This is a genomic window from Sphingomonas paucimobilis NBRC 13935 (assembly GCF_000739895.2).
Classification (GTDB): domain Bacteria; phylum Pseudomonadota; class Alphaproteobacteria; order Sphingomonadales; family Sphingomonadaceae; genus Sphingomonas; species Sphingomonas paucimobilis.
In genome coordinates this window covers 42,322-63,611 of sequence record NZ_BBJS01000011.1, presented here as the reverse complement: position 1 = coordinate 63,611, position 21,290 = coordinate 42,322, and the positions used below count along the sequence as shown (strand labels likewise).

Annotated in this window: 27 protein-coding genes and 1 other RNA gene; 16 read left to right on the top strand and 12 right to left on the bottom strand. The window is 65.5% G+C overall.

Annotated elements, in window-relative coordinates; all coding sequences use genetic code 11:
* The first annotated feature begins 171 nt into the window (after positions 1–171).
* Positions 172–1,632, top strand: a complete 1,461-nt coding sequence (locus SP6_RS03240; protein ID WP_007403999.1) for a putative bifunctional diguanylate cyclase/phosphodiesterase — start codon at positions 172–174, stop codon at positions 1,630–1,632.
* On the opposite strand, the gene SP6_RS03235 is transcribed toward SP6_RS03240, so the two are convergent.
* Entirely contained in the window at positions 1,607–2,182 is a 576-nt protein-coding gene (locus SP6_RS03235) for a DUF924 family protein (RefSeq protein WP_082052411.1), read from the bottom strand. The two genes, SP6_RS03240 and SP6_RS03235, sit on opposite strands and share 26 nt — an antisense overlap.
* On the opposite strand from SP6_RS03235, the gene mtaB reads away from it, so the two are divergent.
* From mtaB to SP6_RS03220, 3 genes are read left to right on the top strand one after another with little or no spacing between them, the layout of a single operon-like run.
* Complete coding sequence (gene mtaB, locus SP6_RS03230) at positions 2,181–3,425, top strand: tRNA (N(6)-L-threonylcarbamoyladenosine(37)-C(2))-methylthiotransferase MtaB (protein ID WP_007404176.1); 1,245 nt, start codon at positions 2,181–2,183, stop codon at positions 3,423–3,425. The two genes, SP6_RS03235 and mtaB, sit on opposite strands and share 2 nt — an antisense overlap.
* Positions 3,422–4,357 (top strand): signal recognition particle-docking protein FtsY, encoded by a 936-nt coding sequence (ftsY, locus tag SP6_RS03225; protein WP_007404018.1) that lies wholly within the window; start codon positions 3,422–3,424, stop codon positions 4,355–4,357. Before mtaB ends, ftsY begins: the two co-directional genes overlap by 4 nt.
* Positions 4,354–4,983, top strand: a complete 630-nt coding sequence (locus tag SP6_RS03220; RefSeq protein ID WP_007404109.1) for a septation protein A — start codon at positions 4,354–4,356, stop codon at positions 4,981–4,983. The genes ftsY and SP6_RS03220 overlap by 4 nt, the downstream gene beginning before the upstream one ends.
* Positions 4,984–5,081: 98 nt before the next feature.
* Here the strand turns inward: SP6_RS03220 and SP6_RS19960 are convergent, their stop codons facing one another.
* Entirely contained in the window at positions 5,082–6,482 is a 1,401-nt protein-coding gene (locus SP6_RS19960; protein WP_161797734.1) for a tetratricopeptide repeat protein, read from the bottom strand.
* A gap of 58 nt (positions 6,483–6,540) precedes the next feature.
* Between SP6_RS19960 and SP6_RS21200 the strand changes: the two genes are divergently transcribed.
* The gene (locus SP6_RS21200; protein ID WP_161797733.1) at positions 6,541–6,927 is read left to right on the top strand and encodes a hypothetical protein; all 387 of its coding nucleotides are present in this window, start codon (positions 6,541–6,543) and stop codon (positions 6,925–6,927) included.
* Between the two features lie 159 nt (positions 6,928–7,086).
* Here SP6_RS21200 and SP6_RS03210 read toward each other — a convergent pair whose 3' ends face one another.
* Positions 7,087–7,698 (bottom strand): superoxide dismutase, encoded by a 612-nt coding sequence (locus tag SP6_RS03210; protein WP_007404156.1) that lies wholly within the window; start codon positions 7,696–7,698, stop codon positions 7,087–7,089.
* 66 nt (positions 7,699–7,764) lie between these two features.
* Positions 7,765–8,814 carry a phage shock protein operon transcriptional activator gene (gene pspF, locus SP6_RS03205; RefSeq protein ID WP_007404244.1) on the bottom strand — a complete coding sequence of 350 codons (1,050 nt, stop codon included), beginning with the start codon at positions 8,812–8,814 and terminating at the stop codon, positions 7,765–7,767.
* Between the two features lie 176 nt (positions 8,815–8,990).
* Between pspF and SP6_RS21195 the strand changes: the two genes are divergently transcribed.
* The 9 genes from SP6_RS21195 (at position 8,991) to SP6_RS03165 (ending at position 12,199) form a co-directional block, all read left to right on the top strand.
* On the top strand, positions 8,991–9,137 hold the full coding sequence (locus tag SP6_RS21195; protein ID WP_007403951.1) for a hypothetical protein: 147 nt from the start codon (positions 8,991–8,993) through the stop codon (positions 9,135–9,137).
* Positions 9,138–9,166: 29 nt separating this feature from the next.
* Positions 9,167–9,835, top strand: coding sequence for a phage shock protein PspA (pspA, locus tag SP6_RS03200; RefSeq protein WP_007404037.1), 669 nt, complete (start codon positions 9,167–9,169; stop codon positions 9,833–9,835).
* Between the two features lies 1 nt (position 9,836).
* Entirely contained in the window at positions 9,837–10,130 is a 294-nt protein-coding gene (gene pspB / locus SP6_RS03195) for an envelope stress response membrane protein PspB (RefSeq protein ID WP_007404040.1), read from the top strand.
* A 1-nt stretch (position 10,131) separates the two neighbouring features.
* Positions 10,132–10,515, top strand: coding sequence for an envelope stress response membrane protein PspC (gene pspC / locus SP6_RS03190; protein WP_007403975.1), 384 nt, complete (start codon positions 10,132–10,134; stop codon positions 10,513–10,515).
* A 42-nt stretch (positions 10,516–10,557) separates the two neighbouring features.
* Complete coding sequence (locus tag SP6_RS03185; protein WP_007403990.1) at positions 10,558–10,854, top strand: hypothetical protein; 297 nt, start codon at positions 10,558–10,560, stop codon at positions 10,852–10,854.
* 12 nt (positions 10,855–10,866) lie between these two features.
* Positions 10,867–11,154 carry a hypothetical protein gene (locus SP6_RS03180; RefSeq protein ID WP_007404121.1) on the top strand — a complete coding sequence of 96 codons (288 nt, stop codon included), beginning with the start codon at positions 10,867–10,869 and terminating at the stop codon, positions 11,152–11,154.
* Between the two features lie 28 nt (positions 11,155–11,182).
* Complete coding sequence (locus SP6_RS03175) at positions 11,183–11,440, top strand: hypothetical protein (RefSeq protein WP_037568012.1); 258 nt, start codon at positions 11,183–11,185, stop codon at positions 11,438–11,440.
* A gap of 18 nt (positions 11,441–11,458) precedes the next feature.
* Positions 11,459–11,698: a hypothetical protein gene (locus SP6_RS03170; RefSeq protein ID WP_007404237.1), complete on the top strand. Its 240-nt coding sequence runs from the start codon at positions 11,459–11,461 to the stop codon at positions 11,696–11,698.
* A 99-nt stretch (positions 11,699–11,797) separates the two neighbouring features.
* A complete protein-coding gene (locus SP6_RS03165) occupies positions 11,798–12,199 on the top strand; it encodes a SufE family protein (protein WP_007404142.1) in 402 nt (133 codons plus the stop codon).
* A 63-nt stretch (positions 12,200–12,262) separates the two neighbouring features.
* Here SP6_RS03165 and SP6_RS03160 read toward each other — a convergent pair whose 3' ends face one another.
* Positions 12,263–12,565 carry a (2Fe-2S) ferredoxin domain-containing protein gene (locus SP6_RS03160; protein ID WP_007403953.1) on the bottom strand — a complete coding sequence of 101 codons (303 nt, stop codon included), beginning with the start codon at positions 12,563–12,565 and terminating at the stop codon, positions 12,263–12,265.
* Complete coding sequence (locus tag SP6_RS03155) at positions 12,562–13,101, bottom strand: J domain-containing protein (RefSeq protein ID WP_007404091.1); 540 nt, start codon at positions 13,099–13,101, stop codon at positions 12,562–12,564. Before SP6_RS03155 ends, SP6_RS03160 begins: the two co-directional genes overlap by 4 nt.
* A gap of 187 nt (positions 13,102–13,288) precedes the next feature.
* On the opposite strand from SP6_RS03155, the gene SP6_RS03150 reads away from it, so the two are divergent.
* Positions 13,289–14,869: a SulP family inorganic anion transporter gene (locus tag SP6_RS03150; protein ID WP_007404189.1), complete on the top strand. Its 1,581-nt coding sequence runs from the start codon at positions 13,289–13,291 to the stop codon at positions 14,867–14,869.
* On the top strand, positions 14,866–15,504 hold the full coding sequence (locus SP6_RS03145) for a carbonic anhydrase (RefSeq protein WP_007404056.1): 639 nt from the start codon (positions 14,866–14,868) through the stop codon (positions 15,502–15,504). Before SP6_RS03150 ends, SP6_RS03145 begins: the two co-directional genes overlap by 4 nt.
* Before the next feature lie 44 nt (positions 15,505–15,548).
* Here SP6_RS03145 and SP6_RS03140 read toward each other — a convergent pair whose 3' ends face one another.
* The 6 genes from SP6_RS03140 to SP6_RS03120 form a co-directional block, all read right to left on the bottom strand.
* Entirely contained in the window at positions 15,549–17,537 is a 1,989-nt protein-coding gene (locus SP6_RS03140; protein ID WP_007404094.1) for an energy transducer TonB, read from the bottom strand.
* 57 nt (positions 17,538–17,594) lie between these two features.
* Positions 17,595–17,974: RNase P RNA component class A (gene rnpB, locus SP6_RS19965), an RNA gene on the bottom strand.
* A gap of 164 nt (positions 17,975–18,138) precedes the next feature.
* Positions 18,139–18,828 (bottom strand): N-acetylmuramoyl-L-alanine amidase, encoded by a 690-nt coding sequence (locus SP6_RS03135; protein ID WP_007404192.1) that lies wholly within the window; start codon positions 18,826–18,828, stop codon positions 18,139–18,141.
* 71 nt (positions 18,829–18,899) lie between these two features.
* Positions 18,900–19,778, bottom strand: coding sequence for a CheR family methyltransferase (locus SP6_RS03130; protein ID WP_007404136.1), 879 nt, complete (start codon positions 19,776–19,778; stop codon positions 18,900–18,902).
* Positions 19,779–19,789: 11 nt separating this feature from the next.
* Positions 19,790–20,851 carry a chemotaxis-specific protein-glutamate methyltransferase CheB gene (cheB, locus tag SP6_RS03125; protein WP_007404183.1) on the bottom strand — a complete coding sequence of 354 codons (1,062 nt, stop codon included), beginning with the start codon at positions 20,849–20,851 and terminating at the stop codon, positions 19,790–19,792.
* Positions 20,852–20,888: 37 nt separating this feature from the next.
* The gene (locus SP6_RS03120) at positions 20,889–21,254 is read right to left on the bottom strand and encodes a response regulator (RefSeq protein ID WP_007403958.1); all 366 of its coding nucleotides are present in this window, start codon (positions 21,252–21,254) and stop codon (positions 20,889–20,891) included.
* Positions 21,255–21,290: the final 36 nt, after the last annotated feature.

Here is a 21,290-nt window from a genome sequence, read left to right as displayed (position 1 = left end):
AACTCAACCCGGCGCAAGTCTAGGGCGTCGGGCCCCGACATTAACCTCTTGTACACGCCTGACATGCGACCTCTTTTTGCTATGCACGGGCCGCCCGACACCCCCGCTCCCCCGCCTGTTCGGGCACGCCTTTTCGCGTTGGGACTTGCCGGCGGCGCGTTCATGGTGGCCGTGGCGATCCTGTTGATTCAACTGGGCTTCGTGCTGCCAGCCAAAATCATCCTGTTTCTGACCGCCGCCGCACTGACCGTTATCTACTGGCGGATGCCGTTGGCGCAGCGCCCTGATGCCGACCCCGTCGACCGTACCGACGCGCTGACCGGATTGACCAACCGCCCCCAGTTGCAGCGCGCCGGGCAGGCGATGATCGACGCCGCTCATGGCCGCAAGCGCGGGGTCGCGCTGCTGCTGCTCGATATCGACCGGTTTCGGGCGATCGCCGGTTCGTTCGGCCATGCCGCGGGCGATGCCCTGTTACAGCATGTCGCCAAAACGCTGCGCGGCGAAGCCCCCTCCGAAGCCATTGTCGCGCGGTTCGAGGGGGATTGCTTCGGATGCCTGATTCCGGTCGACGCCCGCGGCCGCGACCGCATCAACCGGCTCGCGGAGCGACTGGCGATTCGCATCGCGCAGCCGATCCGGCTGGCCGATCAGGAGTTCGCTCCCCGCGCCGCGATCGCTCTGGCGCAGGTAGAGGGCACGACCGCGACGATCGACCAGTTGATCCGCCGCGCCGACCTGGCGCTGATCGCGGCCAAGAGCCGTGGCGATGGACGGCCTTTGTGGTTCGATCCGGCGATGGAAGCCGCCATGGCCGAGCGCAACATGATTGTCAGCGACCTGCGTGCCGCCCTGACCAATGGCGATATCCAACCGCGCTTCGAACCCCAGGTCGATCTGGGCAATGCCCGGCTGACCGGGTTCGAGGTTCTGGCGCATTGGGACCATCCCATCCTGGGGGCGATGACGGCCGAACGGTTCATGCCGGTTGCCGAAGCCTCCGGCCTGTCCGGCGACGTCTCGCTAGCGCTGATGCGACAGGCGATGGCCGCCGCGCGCGACTGGGATCCGTCGCTGACCCTCTCCTTTCCGTTGACCACCGCGCAGTTCCATGATGCCTGGCTGGCGCAGAAGATCATCAAGACGCTGACCGAATGCGGCTTCCCCGCCCATCGGTTGGAGGTCGAGATCACCGAGAACGCCCTGTTTGCCAATATGGCGCTGGCCCAGTCGATCGTCGTCAGCCTGAAGAACCAGGGCATCGGCCTGGCGCTGGACGAATTCGGCAGCGGCTATTCCAGCCTGGCGCACTTACGTGCCTTGCCGTTCGATCGGGTGCGGATTGACCCCGACTTCATCGGCGATATGGCAGCCGATCCCGAATTGATGAAGATCGTGACCGCCATCGTCCAACTGGGCGACAATCTGAACCTGCCCATCGCCGCCAAGGGCCTGCGCGATGCCGAGACCCAAGAGCGGCTGCGCATCATCGGTTGCGCCCATGGTCAGGGGCCGTTTTACGGGGCACCCATGGATCTGGGGCAGGTCCGTCAGCTCCTGGCGGAAAAGCGGTTGCTGGCGGGGAGTGCCTCATCGTCCCCCTTCCCTACCATCCCGCGTCTGGCCGGCTGAGATACTCCTGTTCTTCGGGCGTGGAGGTCCGGCCCAGCACGGCATTGCGGCTGGGATAACGGCCATGGCGCCGGATGACATCGCGATGATCGCGGGCGAAGGACAGATTTTCCTCGCGGCCTAGTTCGGCGAATTTGGCGACGCTCAAATCCTGCATCGCGCGCGACTCGGCATGCATCAGCGGCATATAGACAAAGACCAACCGCTCGGGCGGATAGCGATACTCCCATCCCGCATCGATCGCCGCCAGGCAAAGCTCCAGCGCCAGCGGGTCGGCGGCGTAAGCCTGCGCCGAATCCCGGTGCAAATTGCGCGAAAACTGATCGAGCAGCAGGATCGCGGCCAGCAGCGTATCGGGATCGTCGCGCCAGCCCATCGCTTCGGTCGCCAGCACCTGATCACGAAGCGTACCGAACCGCTCGGCGATCACCTGGTCGAGCGCATCGTCCTTGGCGAAATGCTTTTCGGGTGCCAGGGAGAACCAGAAGTCCAATATGTCCCGCGCCTCCGCGTGGACACGTCGTTCATCCATCCCTAGATCAGCAACCATGTCGTCCCCTTCCGGGCCCGAGATCATCAGTCTGGGCTGTCGCCTCAACATCGCCGAAAGCGAAACGATCCGCGCGCTGGCCGCGGGCCGGGAGGATATGGTCGTCGTCAATAGCTGCGCCGTCACCAACGAAGCGGTGAAGCAGACCCGCGCCGCGATCCGCCGCGCGGCCAAGGCGCGTCCCGATGCCCAGATCGTCGTGACAGGCTGCGCGGCGCAGATCGATCCCACCAGCTTCGCCGCCATGCCCGAGGTCGCCCGCGTGTTGGGCAATGCCGACAAGCTGCGCCCCGAAAGCTGGGCCTCGACCGAACCGATGCTGGTCGCCGACCTGTCGCGCGTGGTCGAAACCGCACCGCATCTGGTCTCCGCCTTTGCCGGCCATGCGCGGGCGTTCGTCGAAGTCCAGAATGGCTGTGACCATGCCTGTACCTTCTGCATCATCCCGACCGGGCGCGGGCCCAGCCGCTCGGTGCCCGCCGGGTTGGTGATCGAACGCATCGCGCGCGCGGTCGAGCTGGGGCACCAGGAGGTGGTGCTGACCGGCGTCGATCTCACCAGCTATGGCCATGACCTGCCGGGCCAACCGGGCCTCGGGTTGCTGGTCGAGCGTATCCTGACCCATGTCCCCGCCCTGCCCCGGCTGCGCCTGTCCTCGCTCGATTCGATCGAGATCGACGACCGGCTGTTCGAGCTGGTGACGGGCGAGCCGCGGGTGATGCCGCACCTTCATCTGTCGCTTCAGGCGGGCAACGACCTGATCCTCAAGCGAATGAAGCGCCGCCACAGCCGTGCCCAATCGGTAGCGATCGTCGAGCGCATGTTGAGCGCGCGGCCCGAGATCGCGATTGGCGCCGACCTGATCGCGGGGTTCCCGACCGAGGATGACGCGATGGCGGCCGACACGCTGGCGCTGATCGACGATTGCCGGATCGTGCACGCCCATATCTTCCCCTATTCGGCGCGCGACGGCACGCCCGCCGCCCGAATGCCGCAAGTGCCCCATCCTCTTCGCCGCGAGCGCGCCGCGAAGCTTCGCGAGGCGGCCGCGCGCCGCCGCCGCGACTGGCTGGCGGCCCAGATCGGCGGGACGCGTGACGTACTGGTCGAACGGCCAGGCACGCGCGGCCACGCGCCCGACTTTGCAGACATCCATTTTTCCCCCGCAACCGAACCGGGCCGCATCGCCCGCGTTCGGGTCACGGCGGCGACCGAAACCCATCTGATCGGACAATTGGTATGAGTTCTTCTCCCTCCTGGCACGAAAAGCTGCTCGGCGGTTTCCGTCGCACCTCCGACCGGCTGGTCGGCAATCTCGCCGGCCTGGGTACCGCGCGGCTAGACGAGGATACGCTCGACGAGATCGAGGAAGCGCTGATCGCTTCCGACCTCGGCCCCGAAACCGCCGGTCATATCCGCACGCGCCTGTCGGAAGGCAGCTTCGAGCGGAACATGGAAGACCTGGGCATTCGCCTGGTCGTCGCCGAGGAGGTGGAGAAGGCGCTGGCCAAGGTCGCCACCCCGCTGGAGATCGACGCCTTTCCCCGGCCGCAGGTGATCCTGGTCATCGGCGTCAACGGCTCGGGCAAGACGACGACCATCGCCAAGCTGGCCCATCTGTTCATGGAGCAGGATTACGGCGTCATGCTGGCGGCGGGCGACACCTTCCGCGCCGCCGCGATCGGCCAGCTCGCCACCTGGGCCGAGCGGGTCGGCGTGCCGATCGTATCGGGCAAGGAAGGCGGCGACGCGGCGGGCATCGTCTATGAGGCGGTGAAGCAGGCGACCGCGACCGGCGTCGACGTGCTGATCGTCGACACCGCCGGGCGCCTTCAGAACAAGCGCGAGCTGATGGACGAGCTGTCCAAGATCCGCCGCGTGCTCGGCCGCCTGAACCCCGAGGCGCCGCACGACATCCTGCTGGTGCTCGACGCGACGACGGGCCAGAATGCGCTCAACCAGATCGAGGTGTTCAAGGACGTCGCGGGCGTCACCGGCCTGGTCATGACCAAGCTGGACGGCACCGCGCGCGGCGGCGTGCTGGTCGCGGCGGCGGAGAAATATGGCCTGCCCATCCATGCCATCGGTGTCGGTGAGGGCATGACCGACCTGCGTCCGTTCGACGCCAATGAGGTCAGCCGGATCATCGCCGGCATCGAAGGAGGCCGGAAGTGAACGCCCCGCAGAAGGAAGTCCCCCAGAAGGAAGCGGGCGCCGCGCTGAAGGCCGGGATCGAATATGGCCCGCTGGTCCTCTTCTTCGCCGTCAATTTCCTCGCCCCGATGGGGGCACTGACGCGCGTGCTGGTGGCGACGGCGGCGTTCATGGTCGCCACGGTGATCGCGATGATCGTCAGTCGGGTGAAGCTGGGGCGCATATCGCCGATGCTGTGGCTGTCGGGTGCGCTGGTCGTCGTGTTCGGCGGCCTGACCCTCTATTTCCACGACGAGCGCTTCATCAAGATGAAGCCGACCATCGTCTATGCCATGTTCTCGGCGTTGCTGTTCTTCGGCTTGGTCACGGGACGACCGCTGATCCAGATGGTGCTGGGCAGCGTCTATTCGGGCCTGACCCCGGTCGGCTGGCGCAAGCTGACACGCAACTGGGCGATCTTCTTCGCCTTCATGGCGGTGCTGAACGAGGTGGTCTGGCGCCATTCGACCTGGGATTTCTGGGTCGGGTTCAAGCTGTGGGGCGCGATGCCGCTGACCATCGGCTTTGCCATCGCCAACATCCCGATGTTGCTGAAGCATGGGCTGAACGCGGAAGCCGTGAAGATCGACGAACCGCCGGTGGAGTAAGGCTGGCACTCGGCGTCGGCCTCGCCGCCGCTCACATGGGGTAGGCACGTCATTGTGAGCGTTGCGAGACAATGGCGAAGGGGCCCAGCCCGCTCGAATTAAAGCTGCCGGCTGATCTCCGTAGCGGCGGCCTTCTCGGTCGATGTCATCCGGGCCTCGACCGCCGTGATCGCCGCAGGGGCCTCGGCATTGCCACGGGCGGCGGCGCGCGTCAGCCAGGCCCAGGCGCGCGGCAGATCACGGTCACCGCCCCGGCCATTGGCCAGCAGCGCGGCATAGTTGAACATCCCGTCGGGATCGCCATCGCGCGACGCCAGTTCGAACCAACGCCGCGCCATCGCTTCGTCCCGCGCGACGAAGGTTCCCGTCCGATAATAGGTCCCGACCGCGACGCGCGCTTCGGCCGATCCCTTGAGCGCCGCCTGGCGGTACAGACCGAACGCCACCTCGCGATCGAGCGGCACGCCGCGCCCGCTGTCATAGGCATGGGCGAGCGCATAGGCGGCATCCGGATCGCCATGTTTCACCGCCTCGCGATACCAGGCAATCGCTGTGGGTAGATCGGCCGCCACCCCGTCATCGCCATGTTCCAGCATATCGCCGAGCGCCGCCTGCGCCGCAGCAAGGTGACGCTTGGCCCCACGCTGATAATTGGCGAATGCCGCCTTGGGATCGCGTGGAATACCCAGCCCGAAATATTGGATATCCCCCAGGGCCTTGTAGGCGGCGACGTGGCCGACAAAGGCCGCGCGCCGGTACCAGCGGCATGCCTCGTCCATATCGGCCTTGGTCCCGTACAGACCTTGACGATAGATCGCCCCCAGCATCATGGCCGCTTCGCCCGAGGCGGTGTTCATTTCGGGATTGTCCGGATCGAAAACCGGTCGGTGCAGCCGCTCGACATAATTGGTCAGCGCCGCGCGTTTCAGCGACTTTATCGCGCGATCATTCTCATCACCGTCGCCAAAGCCCGCCAGCAGCAATTTGGCGACAAACAGCGCCGCCTCATCGCCGCCATTATGATCGGTGAGCCGACGTGCCGCATCCCGGAAATAGGGCAATGCCTCCGCATAGCGCCCCTGATCGAACAGGGCGAACCCCATGGGCAGCGAGGTATCGCGCATCGCATATTCGGCGGCGGCCGTGTACGGATCGCGCGCCGTCGCCGACATGCGGGGCGCCTGCGTCAATTCGCTCGCGCCGCGAAACATCTGCAGACAGTTCAGCGCCGCCGCATGATCGGCCGACAACGCGCCCAGGCCATAGGATCGCGCTCTTTGCAGCCCCGTCGCGTAGGCCCCCTGCTGTGTCGCTTCGAACCCGCCCGGCAGCGCCCCCGCCTCGATCGCCACGGACGGGTCGCCGCCCGGTAGCGCGATATCACCGCCCATCGTCATGCCGAAACGGGTCTTGCCCAAGACAGGCAGCGGCGAACCGACCGGAACCTTCGGGGGTGCCTTATAGTCGGGGTTGCGGGGCATGCGCGTGGGCTGGATCACGGGCGGCATCGCTCCCGGTGCGGTGCGCAGGATCAGGGAATAGGCCGGAAGACGGCTGATGACCGAGCAGATCGCCCATTTCGGCGCCTCCGCCTGGGGCAGACGCCGGCCGTTGACGATGATCGTCTTGTCCTTGCCTATGTCGTCCGATGCCTCATTGGCCTCTCCGTCAGCGACCGAAGATTTTTCCGCCACCCTGGTGCTCGCGGCATTTGCCTTGGCAATCGGCGCATCGAACTCGGCCCAGGCGGGGTGCGCCATGATCAAGGAAGCGCAAAGGGCCACAACGCAGCTTACGATCCCGCCGCGAACAGAAATTCCGATTTCGATCGCCACCTTGACCCTCCCGCCAGCAACGACTTTTCTATGTTCGACTCATTTCATCATTATCGGCCAGGATAAATTATTTTCACCTGCTGGAAAGTCGGCTCACTATTCCGATTAAATAATGCATTTGTTCTTTTCATGAGCGCCAAAGTGCTGGCGATCATGTCGATCAGTCGTAACCGCTTGGAAATTCCGGCAATCATCTTGCCTCAAAGAAACGAAAAAGGGCGACCCATCGGGGCCGCCCTTTCCCTTGTCCGAAACGGATGTGACGGGATTACGCCACCGCGGCCTCGTACCGGCGACCGGCCTCGTCCCAGTTCACCACGTCCCACCAGGCCTTCAGATAGCCCGGACGGTCGTTCATATAGGTCAGGTAATAGGCGTGCTCCCACACGTCGTTACCCAGGATCGGCGTGCCCTTGTCGGCGACGACGTCCATCAGGGGGTTGTCCTGGTTCGGGGTCGAGGTGACCTTCAGCTTGCCCTCGGCATCCGCGATGACCCAGGCCCAGCCCGAACCGAACTGGCCCGCGCCCTTGGTGTTGAACTCATCCTTCAGCTTGTCGAGACCGCCGAACGCCTCGATCGCCTCGGCGAGCTTGCCCGAGGGCTGGGTCGTGCCGGGCTTGGTCATGATCTTCCAGAAGAAGTCATGATTCCAGAAGCCGCCGCCATTGTTGCGGACGACCGCCGGTGCCGACGAGATGGTGGCGAGGATGTCCTCGATCGACTTGCCCTGAAGCGACGCATCCGCCGCGACCGCCTCGTTCAGCTTGTTGGTATAGGCCGCATGATGCTTGTCGTGGTGGAAGGTCATCGTCTCCTTGGAGATGACCGGCTCCAGCGCGTCATAGTCGTACGGAAGGGGCGGCAGTTCGAAAGCCATCGTAAGTGCTCCTTTTGGGTTTGCCTGTGGCAACGCCGGGCGCCTCAAATGGCTCCCCGAACGGAGTTACGCAACCGTTCCGATCAGATCATGGCGACGAAGCGCGTGACGAAGCTGGTCGTAACTCAGTCCCAGGGCCTCGGCGGTGGTCCGCTGGTTGAAGCGGTTCTCGGCCAGGGCACGGGTCAGCAGCTCGCGTTCGAACCGGGCGACGCGCGACTTGAAGTCGGAAGGGCCCACATCGCAGGCCGCCACCTCGTCGCCATCATTGGTCGCGGGCGCCGGCGCACTCCCCTGCCCCGGGCTCTCGCTCTTGGCCGCTGCCGGCGACTGGCCTTGCGGGCGATAGGGCGAGCGGAAGGGATCGATCTCGATCGCATCGACCGGCCCCTCGCGATCCCAACGATAGACGGCGCGCTCGACGACGTTGCGCAGTTCGCGGACATTGCCGGGCCAGCGATGCTCCATCAGCGCGTCGGTTGCCGCCGGACCGAAACCCGGCCAGCTTTCCCAACCGATCTCCGCCGCCATGCGCCGCCCGAAATGATTGGCGAGCAGCATGATATCGCTCTTGCGCGCGCGAAGCGGCGGCAAGGTGACGACCTCGAAACAGAGCCGGTCGAGCAGGTCGGCGCGGAACTGATGCGCGGCGACCTTGTCGGGCAGATGCTCGTTGGTCGCCGCGACGATACGGACATCGACCCGCAAGGGCCGCGACGAGCCGATCCGGGTCACCTCGCCATATTCGACCGCGCGGAGCAGCCGGTCCTGCGCCGCCATCGACAACGTACCCAGTTCGTCGAGGAACAGCGTGCCGCCACTCGCTTCCTCGAATCGCCCGGCCCGCGCCTTGGTCGCGCCGGTAAAGGCGCCCGCCTCATGCCCGAACAACTCGGCCTCGATCAGCGTCTCAGGGAGCGCCGCGCAGTTCATCACGACCAGCGGCTGGTCCCAGCGTCCGCTCAGGCGGTGGAGACGCTCGGCCACCAGTTCCTTGCCGGTCCCCCGCTCGCCGATGACCAGCACGGGACGGTCGAGCGCGGCGGCACGACTGGCGCGTTCCAGCGCGTCCAGAAAGGCCCCCGACTGGCCGATGACCTGACTCGTCCGATCCATTCCCAACAGGTGGCGGATTTTGCCAAGCCTTGGCAAGAGTGCAATCGTTCGGCCAGCGCAACTATTTTGCAAAAGCGCGGATTTCCGTCATTTTCGAAATTGGCACGCCCCCTGCAATGCATCTGGCATCCCGCCACCGAGCGGACCGAGACAGACGCAATCAGGGAGTTTTCACCATGTTCGCCACCACCGTCACCCGCCAGATCGCCGCCATCGCCTGCACCATCGTGATGAGCGCCACCTGCCTGCTGGGCGCCCTCGCCCCCGCGCATGTCGCCACCACCACGGCACCGGTTGCCACGATCGAGGCGCCGATCGCATAATCACGCATTTCGCCATCAAGGAGTATCCGATGGGCATTTTCTCCCGCACCCGCGACATCGTCGCCGCCAATTTCGCCGATTTGCTGGATAAGGCGGAAGATCCCGCGAAGATGATCCGCATGATCATCCTCGAAATGGAGGAGACGCTTGTCGAGGTGCGCGCCTCTGCCGCCCGCACGATCGCTGACCAGAAGGAAATCCGCCGCCACATCATGAAGCTGGATCAGCTTCAGGACAGCTGGACCGAAAAGGCCGAGCTGGCGCTGTCGAAGGACCGCGAGGATCTCGCCAAGGCCGCGCTGATCGAGCGTCAGAAGGCCGCCGACATGGCCGACCAGCTGAAGGCGGAGGTTCAGGTGCTCGACGATGCGCTGCGCGCGTCGGAAGAGGACATCGCCAAGCTGCAGAACAAGCTGCGCGAGGCGCGGACCAAGCAGAATGCGGTCCAGACCCGTCTGGAAAGCGCCAACAACCGCTATCGCCTGCGCGAGATGTGGAACGGCCCCAAGACGCACGACGCGTTCAGCCGCTTCGACGTGCTGGAGCGCAAGGTGGACGAGGCCGAGGGCCGCGCGGAAGCGCTGGGCCTGGGCGCGAACCCCAAGACGCTGGAGGACGAGATCGCCGAGCTGCGTGCTTCCGATCGGGTCGATGCCGAACTCGCCGCGCTCAAGGCGCGCCTGAACAAGGGAGAGTGAGATGGAGGACATCATCACCCCAGGCATCGCGATCACCACGCTGTTCATCGCGCTGCCCTGGCTGATCCTGCACTATGTCACAAAGTGGAAGCAGGCACCCAAGATCACCCATGAAGACGAGCAACTGCTGGACGAACTCCACATGCTCGCGCGCCGCCTGGAGGATCGGGTGAATACCGTCGAGCGGATCATCGCCGCCGACAATCCCAACTTCAAGCCCGGCCTGTCGCAGTCCGAATGGCGCCCCGAACCGCGCCTCGGCCAAACCGACTACAGCCTCGACCGGAGGAACTGACATGACCGCCAGCCGCACCAACTTCTACCTCGACAAGCAGAATGCCAAGTTCAAGGGCGTGTGCTCGGGCATCGCCGACTATGCCGGCGTGGACGTGATGTGGGTCCGCATCGCTGCGGTCCTGCTGACCCTGACCGGGGTTGGCATGCCTTGGGTCCCGATCGCCTATATGCTGATCGCCTGGATGGCGACACCCAAGCCGATCGGTCTCTACCAGTCGGACGACGACGCCAAATTCTGGCAGGGCGTGCGCAGCAATCCGCGCCGCTCGACCGCCGAGGTGCGCTCGAAGTTCCGCGATCTCGACCGTCGCCTCGCCGATATCGAGCTGCATTACACCAGCCGCAACCGCCAGTTGGCCGACGAGATCGACAGCCTGCGCTGATCGCCGGGGCCACGTATCAACTATCCTATGGGAGTATGGATTATGTCTTCGGGAGGACCCGGTTTCGTCCTGGCGATCATCTCGATCTCGATGATCGCGTGGGTGGTCACCACCTGGATCCGTGCGAAGCACGGCTATAGCCTGGAAAATGAATGGGGCGGCATGAGCCACAAGGGCGACCTGGGCGAGAGCCGCAAGGTCGAGCTGCTTACCACCGAGAACCAGAAGCTGGTCGGCCAAGTCAGCCGGTTGGAAGAGCGGATCGCCGTCCTGGAACGGATCGCCACCGACCCCGCCGAGCGGACCGCCCGCGAAATCGACAGCTTGCGTGATCGCTGAGGGAGAGAAGCGATGCATGATTTCGCTATCCTGATCCCGCTCTTCGGCATCAGCTGCGGCATGGTTGCGATCATCGGCGGCGTCGTCATCAAGCCCTGGTTCGCCTACCGCGAAAAACGGCTGGCCACCGAAGCCTCGATGGTCGCGGAAAAGGCGGCGCAATATGCGGCGCAGACCGAACGACTGGAACGGCGGGTCCGTGTGCTGGAGCGGATCATCACCGATCGCGGCCTGGCGCTCAGCGACGAGATCGACGGGCTTCGCGCCTTCGACGCGGCGCCCACCCGCATCGAACACTGACAAAAGATTTTAGAGGGGAGTTACCGCTATGTCCGGCGGACAGTTCATGGTCGTTATGATCGTCGCGATCGTCATGATCGCCAGCATCTTCAAGGCCAAGCATCGCCGCTCGCCCGGCCTCGACATCGTCGAGCATCTGCGTGGCGAAGGCGCCCGCGATACCCAGGCGCTGCGTGCCGAGGTCCAGCAGCTCAAGGACCGCATCCAGGTGCTCGAGCGCGTCATCACCGACCAGCACAAGAGCATCGATCTCGACCGCGAGATCGAGCGCCTGCGCGACCGTTAAGCCGAAGGGACCGGGATCATGACCGATACCAATCTCTATATCGTCCTCGCCACCGCCGGGCTTGCGGGCCTCGCCATGATCGTGACCGCCGGGCTGGCCGGATGGCGCGGCTGGCTGCAGCTCAAGAGCCGTGAGTTCGATCGGGTGCACGACATGCCTTATGGAGCCGCGCCCTCCGCTTCGTCGCGGATCGAGATGGCCGACCTGAAGGAACGTATCCGTAAGCTGGAAGCGATCGCGGCGGGCGTCGATCTCTGACGCCATGCCTGGTGCGATCGGGGAATGGCCCTCCCCTTTCCACCCCGCCGATGACCACCGGCTTGTCGCGGGCCGATGCACGGAGTAGCGGACCAGGCCATGTCCGATCTTGCCGAAATCCGCGACGAATATGAATTTCTCGACGCCGACGATCGCTATCGCCTGCTGATCGATCTGGGCCGTGCGCTGGAGCCGATGCCCGAGGCGCTGAAGACCGATGCGACGCTGGTGCGCGGCTGTTCCGCCTCGGTCTGGGTCTATCCGACCCAGGGGAATGGCGAAGCGCTGCACTTCCTGGCGGATTCCAACGCCGCGATCACCAAGGGGATCATCGCGCTGGTCCTGAAAACGGTGCAGGACAAGACACCCGCCGAAATCCTGGCGACCGATATCGAGGGCGAACTGGCGCCGTTCGATTTGAAGAACCAGTTGAGTTCCAACCGGACTCAGGGGATTCCCAATATGATCGCGCTGATCCGGGAGACGGCTGGGCGGTATTAAGGGGGATTCCCGTGGCCTTCGACTTCGGCGCTATGCGCCGAAGTCGAAGGCCACGCCAAGACGTCAGGGATTGGCACCCCGGGATAGTCGCGCGGCGATCGCCTCGACATCCTCATCCGGCGTGACGACCAGCCACTCCCCGGGCTGCCGTCCATCGACCAAAGTCACCGCATTCTTGGGACACAGCCCCAGGCACTTGGTCTCCACCACCCCGACCGACGCCTTGCGCCCCTTGCCGAAAATCCGCCTGAGCGCCTTCGCCAAGGGCGTCTTGCCCTTGGGACCGAAACCGCCGCCGACCTTTTTGGAGCATTTGCCGCAGACCAGGACCGTCGCTTCCCAATCCGCCTTGGCACGGCGGATCACTCGGGCTTCCAGCTACGCCGCTCCTCGGCGGCACGCAGGACTTCATAGGCCGCCTGCACCTCTTGGAATTTCTGCGCCGCCTCCGGATCATTGGGGCGGATATCGGGATGGTTCGCCTTGGCGAGCCCGCGCCACGTCGCACGGATCAGGTCGAACTCGGCATCCGGCTCCAGCCCTAGGGCATCGAGCGCGCGCATCTCGTCGCGCGAACGGCTGCCATCGCCCGGCCCGGCCCAGGCCTGATGCTTGGACTGGGCATAGCCGGCGCTGGTGCGTCGTTCCGAGGCTTCCCGCGCGGCGGCCTCCTCGGCGCTCAGGCCCTGGAAATAGTCCCAGCCGCGATTATACTCGGCGGCATGCGCCTCGCAGAAATACCAGCGGTCAGGGCTGTTGGGGGATTTGGGTGCGGGACAGTTGCCGGGCTGGTCGCAGCCATGCCGGTCGCAGATACGCACGGGCTTCGCCTCGCGCGCCGCACCATAGCTGCGCCATCGCGGAAAGCCCCAATCATTGGATCGTGTAGAAGATCGCGCCACGCCGCCGATTTAAGCGACTTGGCCACGGGCGCAAGCACCGCCCGCACGCTTTCGCGACACCGGCATCGGAATAGCGTGATCTGAAAGGCTTGACCGACCGCCAGCGGCTCATTCATGACATGAGCGTCATCATATGTTCACGTCCGAATCGGGCATATGGCGACCCTACTCATGTCATGGAGCCTGCGTGGCCAACAGCCGTTCCTTCCTGGCCACCGCGAGAGCGGATGTGCCGGCGTCGATCGTGGTGGCGCTTGTCGCCCTGCCGCTATGTCTGGGTATCGCGGTCGCCTCCGGCGCGCCGCCCTTTGCGGGGATGATCGCGGGCATCGTCGGCGGGCTCGTCGTCGGCTTCCTGTCCAAGTCGCCGCTTTCGGTATCGGGCCCCGCGGCCGGGCTGACCGTGATCGTGTTCGAAGCGATCGAGCGATTGCCCAGTTTCCAGGTGTTCCTGCTGGCGGTCGTGCTGGCCGGCGTGCTTCAGCTCGCCTTCTCCTTCACCCGCGCGGGCGTCTTGGCGGAGTTCGTCCCCTCCTCGGTCATCACCGGCATGCTCGCCGCGATCGGGCTGATCCTGATCCTGAAGCAGGTGCCCCACGCGATCGGCTATGACGGCGATTTCGAGGGTAGCTTTGAATATGCCAGCCGCGCCGGCGGCAACACCTTCACCGACCTATGGGCCAGTGTCAGCCAGGATATCGCGCCCGGCGCGGTCCTGATCGGTGGCGTGTCGCTCGCCTTCCTGTTCTGGTGGGATCATGCCAAGCCCAAGCAAGGCCCGTTGCGTCTGCTGCCGGGGCCGCTGGTCGTCGTCGTCATCGGCGTGGTCGGCAACATGCTGCTCGGTGCGCTGCGCCCCGAATGGCAGCTGGGCGGCGCCCATCTCGTCCGCGTCCCCGTCGCGGGCGGCGCGCGCGAGTTTCTCGGCCAGTTCCAATTGCCCGACTTCGCCGCGATCGGGACCAGCGCGGTCTGGACCACGGCGATCACCCTGGCGATCGTCGCCAGCCTGGAATCGCTGCTGAGCGTCAAGGCGGTCGACGAACTTGATCCCCGGCGCCGCACCACCGACAAGAATTGGGAGCTTATGGCGCAGGGCGGCGGCAATATCGTGTCGGGCCTGCTCGGCGGTCTTCCGGTCACCTCGGTGATCGTCCGCTCCTCCGCCAATGTCGATGCGGGTGCGGAGAGCAAATTGTCGGCGATGCTGCATGCGACCTGGCTGCTCCTGTCGGTCGCGCTGATCCCCGCGCTGCTCAACCTCATCCCGCTGTCCGCGCTGGCCGCCGTGCTGATCGCGACCGGTTACAAGCTGTGCAAGCCCAAGCTGTTCACCGAGCGGTTCAAACAGGGTTGGAGCCAGTTCATCCCCTTCATCGTCACCATTCTGGCGATCCTGCGCACCGACCTGCTGATCGGCATCCTGGTCGGGTTGGTCGTGGGCTTCGTCTTCGTCGTAGCGCGCAACTTCCGCCCCGCGCTGACCTTCGCCTGCGATGACGAGGATTGCCTGATCCGCGCGCGGCGCAACCTCTATTTCATCCACAAATATGAGCTGCAGAAGTCGCTGGCCAAGGTGCCGGACGGCGCCAATCTGCTGATCGACCTGTCCTCGACTTCCTATGTCGATCTAGACAATGTCGACATCATCAACGCCTTCATCAAGGGCGCGGACTATCGCGGGATCAGCGTCGTCGTGCGCAGCGACGTCGCCGAGCGGACCGCGCCGATGATCCAGGCCCCATCGACGGGAGTGCGCTACGCATGAGGGAATATAAGCAACTCCTGCTCGCCAATAAGGCATGGGCCGCCGAACTGCTGGAGGAGAAGACCGACTTCTTTCAGCGCCAGACGGTGGGGCAGAAGCCCGACTTCCTCTGGATCGGCTGTTCCGACAGCCGGGTGACGCCCGAGCAGATGACCATGACGCCGCCGGGCGGCATGTTCCTCCACCGCAACATTGCCAATCTGGTCCATGACGACGATCTCAACCTGTTGTCGGTCGTCCAATATGCGGTCGATGTGCTGAAGGTCCGCCATGTCATCCTGTGCGGCCATCATGGCTGTGGCGGGGTGCTGGCGACGCTGGAGGGCGGAACGCAGGGGCCGGTCGACCAGTGGCTGGGCAATGCCCGCGACGTGCTGCACCGCCACCGCGACGAGATCGACGCCCAGCCGGACAAGGGCGCAAAGGTCAACCGGCTGGTCGAGGTGAACGTGATGGAGCAGCTCCGCCACCTCGCCCGGCTGGACACGATCCAAAAGGCCTTTGCCGAAGGCCGCGAGCTATGGCTGCACGGCTGGGTCTACGACATTCGCGACGGGCATATAAAAACCCTGCTGGAAATCGACGCGACAACCGATCTCGACGGCCTGGAGCGGCCGGACAAGGTTCTGGTGTAAAGGGCCGGCCGGGGTGCCCGCTGGGCGCAGCCCGGCCGGTTCGATCATTGCGGCAACTTGAACCGGATGCCATTCACGCTGGCGCCGCAGCCAAGCCCGCCATCGGGGCGATAGGTCTTTTCATAGCGCATGGATTGGAAGGCCTTTTCCGCCGAATTTGAAAAGATGAAGGGCGGATAGCTGACCAGCGTCCGGGCATTAGCGACCCGACCATCGGCACCGATATCGAACTGGTTGCGAACCCAGCCCTCGAAACCCCAACGCTGCGCCTCCTGCGGAAAGGCACTGCTACCGGGCAGCGTCACCGGCTTGGGCATCGCGTCCAGGGTTGCGCATTGCGACGCGGCCAAGCCGCTCTTTTCGAAGGTCTGGCGGGCCAGGGCCAGATCGCCCTGCCGCTTGGCGGCCGAGGCCAGGCGGATCAGCGCGCCAACGCGCAGCGGGTCATGCGGGTCCAGCCCCTTATCGTCCGCCACCTGCTGCAGATAAGGGGTCGCATATTTCTCGCCGATGCGATCCGCGATCCACAGGCGAAGCGCGGCACGTGCCTGCGGATCATCGGCAAAAGGCCTTTGGCCGAGCATCGGGCTCATGACCGCGGCGTAGCGCCCGGCCCCGCGCCAGTCTCGGTTACGCCCCTCTTGCGCTGGAATCGCAAAGACCAGCTGCGCCATGGCGGGCATGTCTGATGCCGCCGCCAAAGGCTGGACTTTCGCGATCAGGGCGGCGCGATCGTCGCTACCCAGTGTCGGATTGTCGAGCATCTGCGCGGCGGCGGCGAGGATGGCGGGCGTCTGGCCCTTGGCCTCGGCGGCGGCGAGCGCGGCGCGTTGGCGGGTCAGCGCGTCCGCGCCGACGGAACCCGATTTTGCTGGCGTGGCCAAGCCCTTCTTCTCCACCCATTCGGTAAAGCTGGCATTGATCGCCTCGCCGATCGAGGGGCGGCTATAGGCCGTCGAACAGCGCATCTCCAATCGGACATTGTACCGGAAGAAGGGTGGCAACTCCTTCAGTTCCTCAGGCGACCATACCCAGTCGCGCACCGCGCGGGCAAAGGCCAGCCCCTTGGCCCCACCGCCCGAGGAATAGATGGGCTCGACGCCGAAGACCGTGCCATCGTCTCCAACGCTGAACTGGATGACGGAGACATCCTCCGGCTTCAGATCAGCCTCGCCCCCGCATTCGGGCGGGGCCATCAGGCTGGCCGAGCCGAAACTGCCCTTGGTCGAGCGACCCGCGCCCGTATAGGCCATATATTCGCGCGCGCTGTCCTCATGATGGGTCAGCAGCGCGGCGATGGCGGCATCCGATCGCGCGGCGACATCGCGAAGATCGACCTTGTTCAGCGTCATCCCGCCCAAGAGCGACACGACCTTTGGCGCCATCCGGTTGGCTTCGTCCAGCCGCCCGCTATTCATCGCCAGGCGCAGCCGCGCCTGCTCGAGTGCCGCTTGGTCCATTTTGGCGAGTTTGATCTTCTGCGCCAGCGCATCGGCCCGCGCGAGCGTCGCCTGCGCTTCGCCCGGATCGGTGAAGGTCTGGGTGCGGACCATCGCCAGCAGCGCGGCCATCCGCCCGATATCGTCGGGCGATTCCTCCGCCGCCTTGCGATACTCCGCAGTGGCATCGGCATAGTCGAGCGATGTGGAGGCGATGCCGCCCAGCTTCATGTGCGCGGCGAACCGGTCCTCGGCGAGCGACGGGTCGCTGGCGGGTAGCACGGCGAGACCCGCGCGGATCGTCGCAGCCGCCTCGTCGATCTGCCCCATACGAAATTTCGCGCCGCCCTTGCGGACCATCGCGATCGCCCAGGTCCGGCTGCCCGGCTTGACCTGAGCGATAATCCGGTCCCACGCGGCCAACGCCGCCGCCGAGTCCTGCCCACTGTCCAGCGCGGTCGCCGCGTCATATTGCTGCTGCATGCTCTTGGCCGGTGCCGCAGCGGGCGGCGAGGCCTGCTGCGCAAAGGCGGCCGCACCGGTGGCGGCGGCCAGTCCGATCAGACCGGCGCGCGCAAATATCGTCGATGTCATGATACCCCAAAGCCCTCCCAAGCTCTTGCGGCGGGAGGCTGCCCCATTTCGGGGTGGAAAGCCAGAGGGCCTGTAAGCCGGGTTCTGTCCACCGGCGAAACCGGATGGGCGACCATTCTTCTAGGACGATGCTCGCACATCGCCTCAAGCAACCAACCCGGATAGCGGGCGGGAACACGCCCCGACGCTTTCGCGCCATGCCATCCCTATTCGGTCTTGCTCCCGGTGGGGTTTGCCATGCCGTTCCCGTTACCGGGACCGCGGTGCGCTTTTACCGCACCCTTTCACCCTGACCTGGCCGAAGCCGTGGCCGTCTGCTCTCTGTGGCACTGTCCCTGGGGTCACCCCCGCCGGGCGTTACCCGGCACCGTCGTTCCGCGGAGCCCGGACTTTCCTCGCCCCCGGTTTCCCGAGGCCGCGGCCGCCCGGCCCTCTGGCTGGTGGCGATGTAGACGGATTGGGGATTAGGGCAAGGGGTTTGTGATTTAGCGGCGGGGCGTGGGCTTCGACTTTGCTCAGCCTGAACGGAGGTTGGGGAATGAAGCCGCTCTTCCTGCGCGCCGTTCAGGCTGAGCAAAGTCGAAGCCCACGCCCCCTCGTCTCAATCATCCCCCTGCGGACGCGGCAGCAACAGCGCGAGCAGGATCATCCGGCATTCGGCATCGATCTCACCGTCGATCAGTTCGGGGCGGAAACGCCGCTGGAACGCCATGATCGCCGCCATCCGGTCGGTCACGTCATAGCCGAACCGCTCGAGGGCCAGGCAGAACCCCGCCTCGGTCCACATCGGGTCCATCAGATTCTTGGTTGGACGCGGCAGCGCCAGACGGCGCCGGGCCAGCGCGCCCCAGGGGAACAGTTCGCCCGGATCACGCTTGCGCGCGGGCGCGATATCCGAATGGCCGACGATATTGCCGCGCGTGATGCCGTGCCGCTTCTGGATATCGGCGACCAGTTCCATCACCGCCGCGATCTGTTCGTCGGGGAACGGGCGATAGCCCCAGTCATGGCCGGGATTGACGATCTCGATGCCGATGCTCGCCGAATTGACGTCCTCGATCGACCGCCAGTGCGACTGGCCGGCGTGCCAGGCACGATCCTCCTCGGCGACCATGCGCAGCACCGTGCCGTCCTCGGCAACCAGATAGTGGCACGACACTTTGGCCTCCGGATCGCGCAGCCGCGCGATCGCCGATTCCGCATCCTGCATGCCCGTATAGTGCAGGACGATCATCGATATGGGCAAACTCCGCACGTCGAAATTGGGCGACGGCGTGTCGACGATCGTCATGCAACCTCCTGAACGGCCCCGGTCCGCTGGGATCCCCGTCTAGCGGCATCGATCGCCGATGGATATGCCCCTCATGACGCGCGAGGCATCTCTTCCATCTCGGTTTTTTCATACAGGCCGCGCCCGCCGGGGTTCAGGCGAAACAGCCCGGTCTGCCCGATCACCGTCTCGCCCGCGCCCAGGATCAGCCCGGCCGAGGGGCGCATGGCGGAGGCCAGGGTCTGGAACGCCCGCCGTTTGGGCTCTGGTGCGAAATACAGCATGACGTTGCGGCACAGGACCAGATCGAAGCCGCCGCCAGGGGGCGGGTCGGAGACGAGGTTCATCTGGCGAAAGGCGACATGGCGCAGCAGTTCGGGCCGCGCGACCCATTCATTGTTCGCCCGCCCCTCGAACCAGCGGACCAGATGACGGATGGGCAGGCCGCGTTGCACCTCGAACTGGGTGAAGCAGCCGGCACGCGCGCGGGCGAGCGCGGCCTCCGACACATCGGTCGCGACGATCTCGGGGATAGGCGTGCCGAGCGTCTCGTTCCGCTCCGCAAAGACCATGGCGATCGACAGCGGCTCCTGCCCCGTCGAGCAGCCCATGCTCCAGATGCGGGCACGGCGGCCGGTCTTTTCGACCATAGCGATCGCCTCGACGATCAAGTCGAAGACATGCGGGTCGCGGAAGAAGGAGGTTTCGCAATTGACCAGCGCATCGACCACCCGCCCCGCCAACGACGGATCGCTGCCGTCTAGGATCGCGGTGACGAGCTGATCGAGCGTGTCCAGCCGCCGCTCGCGCATCAAGGGCATCAGGACGGTATCGACGCGGGTCGAGCGATGGCGGACGATCTGCTGCCCCGTGCGCGCCTCCAGCAAGGCGGCCAGGACGTTGAAGGCCTGGGTCGACGCCATAGGCGGCTGCGCCCCCGGAAAAGGCGTCTCGGACAGGACGGTTCGCATGCCGGGGGCCATCAGGGTCGCGTCCCCAGCGCCAGCATCGCGCCGATGGCATCTGGCGGCAGCACCATATCGGCCAGATCATGGGCGACGATCGCGCCGGGCATACCCCAGACGACCGAGCTCGCCTCGTCCTGCGCGACGATCGTGCCGCCGGCCGCTTTCAACACCTGCGCGCCGTCCAGCCCGTCGCGCCCCATGCCGGTCAGCACGATGCCGAGTGCCCGGGGTCCCCAGACCCGCGCCATGGCGGCGAACATCGGATCGACCGACGGCAGACACCCGCTCGATGCCCGTTCATGCTGGAGGCGGATCGCCGCACCGCCGTCCGGCAGCGGCGTGAAGGTCATATGCGCATCCCCCGGCGCCACGACGACGCGGCCGGGGCGCAGTCGCATGCGGTCCTCCGCGATGTCACAAGGCCGGCGCGCCACCGCGGCAAGCTGCGCCGCGAAATAGGACATGAAGGACGCGGGCAGATGCTGGGTCACCACGATCGGCACCGTCATCGTCTCGGGCAAGGGCGCGAGCAGCTTTGCCAGCGCATGGATGCCACCGGTCGAGGCGCCGATCCCGATAATGTCGGGCATCGCCGTGCGCGTCACGGGGGGAGCGAACGGCCTGGATGGCCCACCCGTCCGGTCCTGCGGCACCGCCAGCGCTTCCAACTTGTGGAGCAGCGCATCGCTGAATTCGGACAGTCCCTGCGGCTTGGGCTTGACCAGCGTATCGGCCGCGCCATGCGCCAGTGCCTGGACCGCCGCCGCGCCGCCGGCGGGCGTGGAGGACGATACGATGATGATCCGCGCCCCCTGCCCGGCGGTGAGCAGCTTCGGCAGGGCGGTGATCCCGTCCATGCCCGGCATCGCGACGTCGAGCAGGATGATGTCGACCTCATGCTGCGCCAGAAAGGCGAGTGCGGCTTCGACATGGGTGACCGCGCCGACAACCGCGAAGCGCGACCAGGGCTCGATCTGCCGCGCGATCAACGCCCGCGCCACCGCCGAGTCATCGACGATCAGGATGCGGGTGCAGGCATCCGGCGAGGCGCATGTTGGATGAAGAGAAGAGGCCATGACAAGGCGGCTCCGCGCGAACGTCCGGGCGGCGGGATCAGATCATCCCGACGAGTTGAAGCTTGCTCTCCAGCGTGTCGCGGTCGAACGGCTTCATGATATATTCGTCGGCGCCCGCATCGATGGCCGCGCGGATATGGGCCATGCCGTTTTCGGTGGTGCAGAAGACGATCCGGGGCCGGCGTTCCAGATTGGCCTCGCGCAGGGCCCGCAGGAAATCCATCCCGCTCATCACCGGCATGTTCCAATCGAGCAGGACGACGTCAGGAACCGATTCGAGACAGGCCTCCAGCGCCTCGCGCCCATCGCCGGCCTCGCGCACTTCCAGGTCGAGCGTCTCGAGGATGTGGCGTGCGACTTTCCGGATGACCTTGGAATCGTCGACGACCAGACAGGTTTTCATGCGGCACGCCTTCTAATGCAACCGATCCCGTGGGGA

What these genes read in the sequence shown, in the direction of transcription:
- cheB (WP_007404183.1), bottom strand. Translation starts at nt 20,851, where the DNA reads ATGGCCTCTTCTCTTCATCCAACATGCGCCTCGCCGGATGCCTGCACC.
- SP6_RS03180 (WP_007404121.1), top strand. Translation starts at nt 10,867, where the DNA reads ATGCATGATTTCGCTATCCTGATCCCGCTCTTCGGCATCAGCTGCGGC.
- SP6_RS03130 (WP_007404136.1), bottom strand. Translation starts at nt 19,778, where the DNA reads ATGCGAACCGTCCTGTCCGAGACGCCTTTTCCGGGGGCGCAGCCGCCT.
- ftsY (WP_007404018.1), top strand. Translation starts at nt 3,422, where the DNA reads ATGAGTTCTTCTCCCTCCTGGCACGAAAAGCTGCTCGGCGGTTTCCGT.
- SP6_RS21200 (WP_161797733.1), top strand. Translation starts at nt 6,541, where the DNA reads ATGACCGAGCAGATCGCCCATTTCGGCGCCTCCGCCTGGGGCAGACGC.
- pspC (WP_007403975.1), top strand. Translation starts at nt 10,132, where the DNA reads ATGACCGCCAGCCGCACCAACTTCTACCTCGACAAGCAGAATGCCAAG.
- SP6_RS03175 (WP_037568012.1), top strand. Translation starts at nt 11,183, where the DNA reads ATGTCCGGCGGACAGTTCATGGTCGTTATGATCGTCGCGATCGTCATG.
- SP6_RS03140 (WP_007404094.1), bottom strand. Translation starts at nt 17,537, where the DNA reads ATGACATCGACGATATTTGCGCGCGCCGGTCTGATCGGACTGGCCGCC.
- SP6_RS03120 (WP_007403958.1), bottom strand. Translation starts at nt 21,254, where the DNA reads ATGAAAACCTGTCTGGTCGTCGACGATTCCAAGGTCATCCGGAAAGTC.
- pspB (WP_007404040.1), top strand. Translation starts at nt 9,837, where the DNA reads ATGGAGGACATCATCACCCCAGGCATCGCGATCACCACGCTGTTCATC.
- SP6_RS21195 (WP_007403951.1), top strand. Translation starts at nt 8,991, where the DNA reads ATGTTCGCCACCACCGTCACCCGCCAGATCGCCGCCATCGCCTGCACC.
- pspF (WP_007404244.1), bottom strand. Translation starts at nt 8,814, where the DNA reads ATGGATCGGACGAGTCAGGTCATCGGCCAGTCGGGGGCCTTTCTGGAC.
- SP6_RS03165 (WP_007404142.1), top strand. Translation starts at nt 11,798, where the DNA reads ATGTCCGATCTTGCCGAAATCCGCGACGAATATGAATTTCTCGACGCC.
- SP6_RS03210 (WP_007404156.1), bottom strand. Translation starts at nt 7,698, where the DNA reads ATGGCTTTCGAACTGCCGCCCCTTCCGTACGACTATGACGCGCTGGAG.
- SP6_RS03145 (WP_007404056.1), top strand. Translation starts at nt 14,866, where the DNA reads ATGAGGGAATATAAGCAACTCCTGCTCGCCAATAAGGCATGGGCCGCC.
- SP6_RS03135 (WP_007404192.1), bottom strand. Translation starts at nt 18,828, where the DNA reads ATGACGATCGTCGACACGCCGTCGCCCAATTTCGACGTGCGGAGTTTG.
- SP6_RS03235 (WP_082052411.1), bottom strand. Translation starts at nt 2,182, where the DNA reads ATGGTTGCTGATCTAGGGATGGATGAACGACGTGTCCACGCGGAGGCG.
- SP6_RS03185 (WP_007403990.1), top strand. Translation starts at nt 10,558, where the DNA reads ATGTCTTCGGGAGGACCCGGTTTCGTCCTGGCGATCATCTCGATCTCG.
- pspA (WP_007404037.1), top strand. Translation starts at nt 9,167, where the DNA reads ATGGGCATTTTCTCCCGCACCCGCGACATCGTCGCCGCCAATTTCGCC.
- mtaB (WP_007404176.1), top strand. Translation starts at nt 2,181, where the DNA reads ATGTCGTCCCCTTCCGGGCCCGAGATCATCAGTCTGGGCTGTCGCCTC.
- SP6_RS03170 (WP_007404237.1), top strand. Translation starts at nt 11,459, where the DNA reads ATGACCGATACCAATCTCTATATCGTCCTCGCCACCGCCGGGCTTGCG.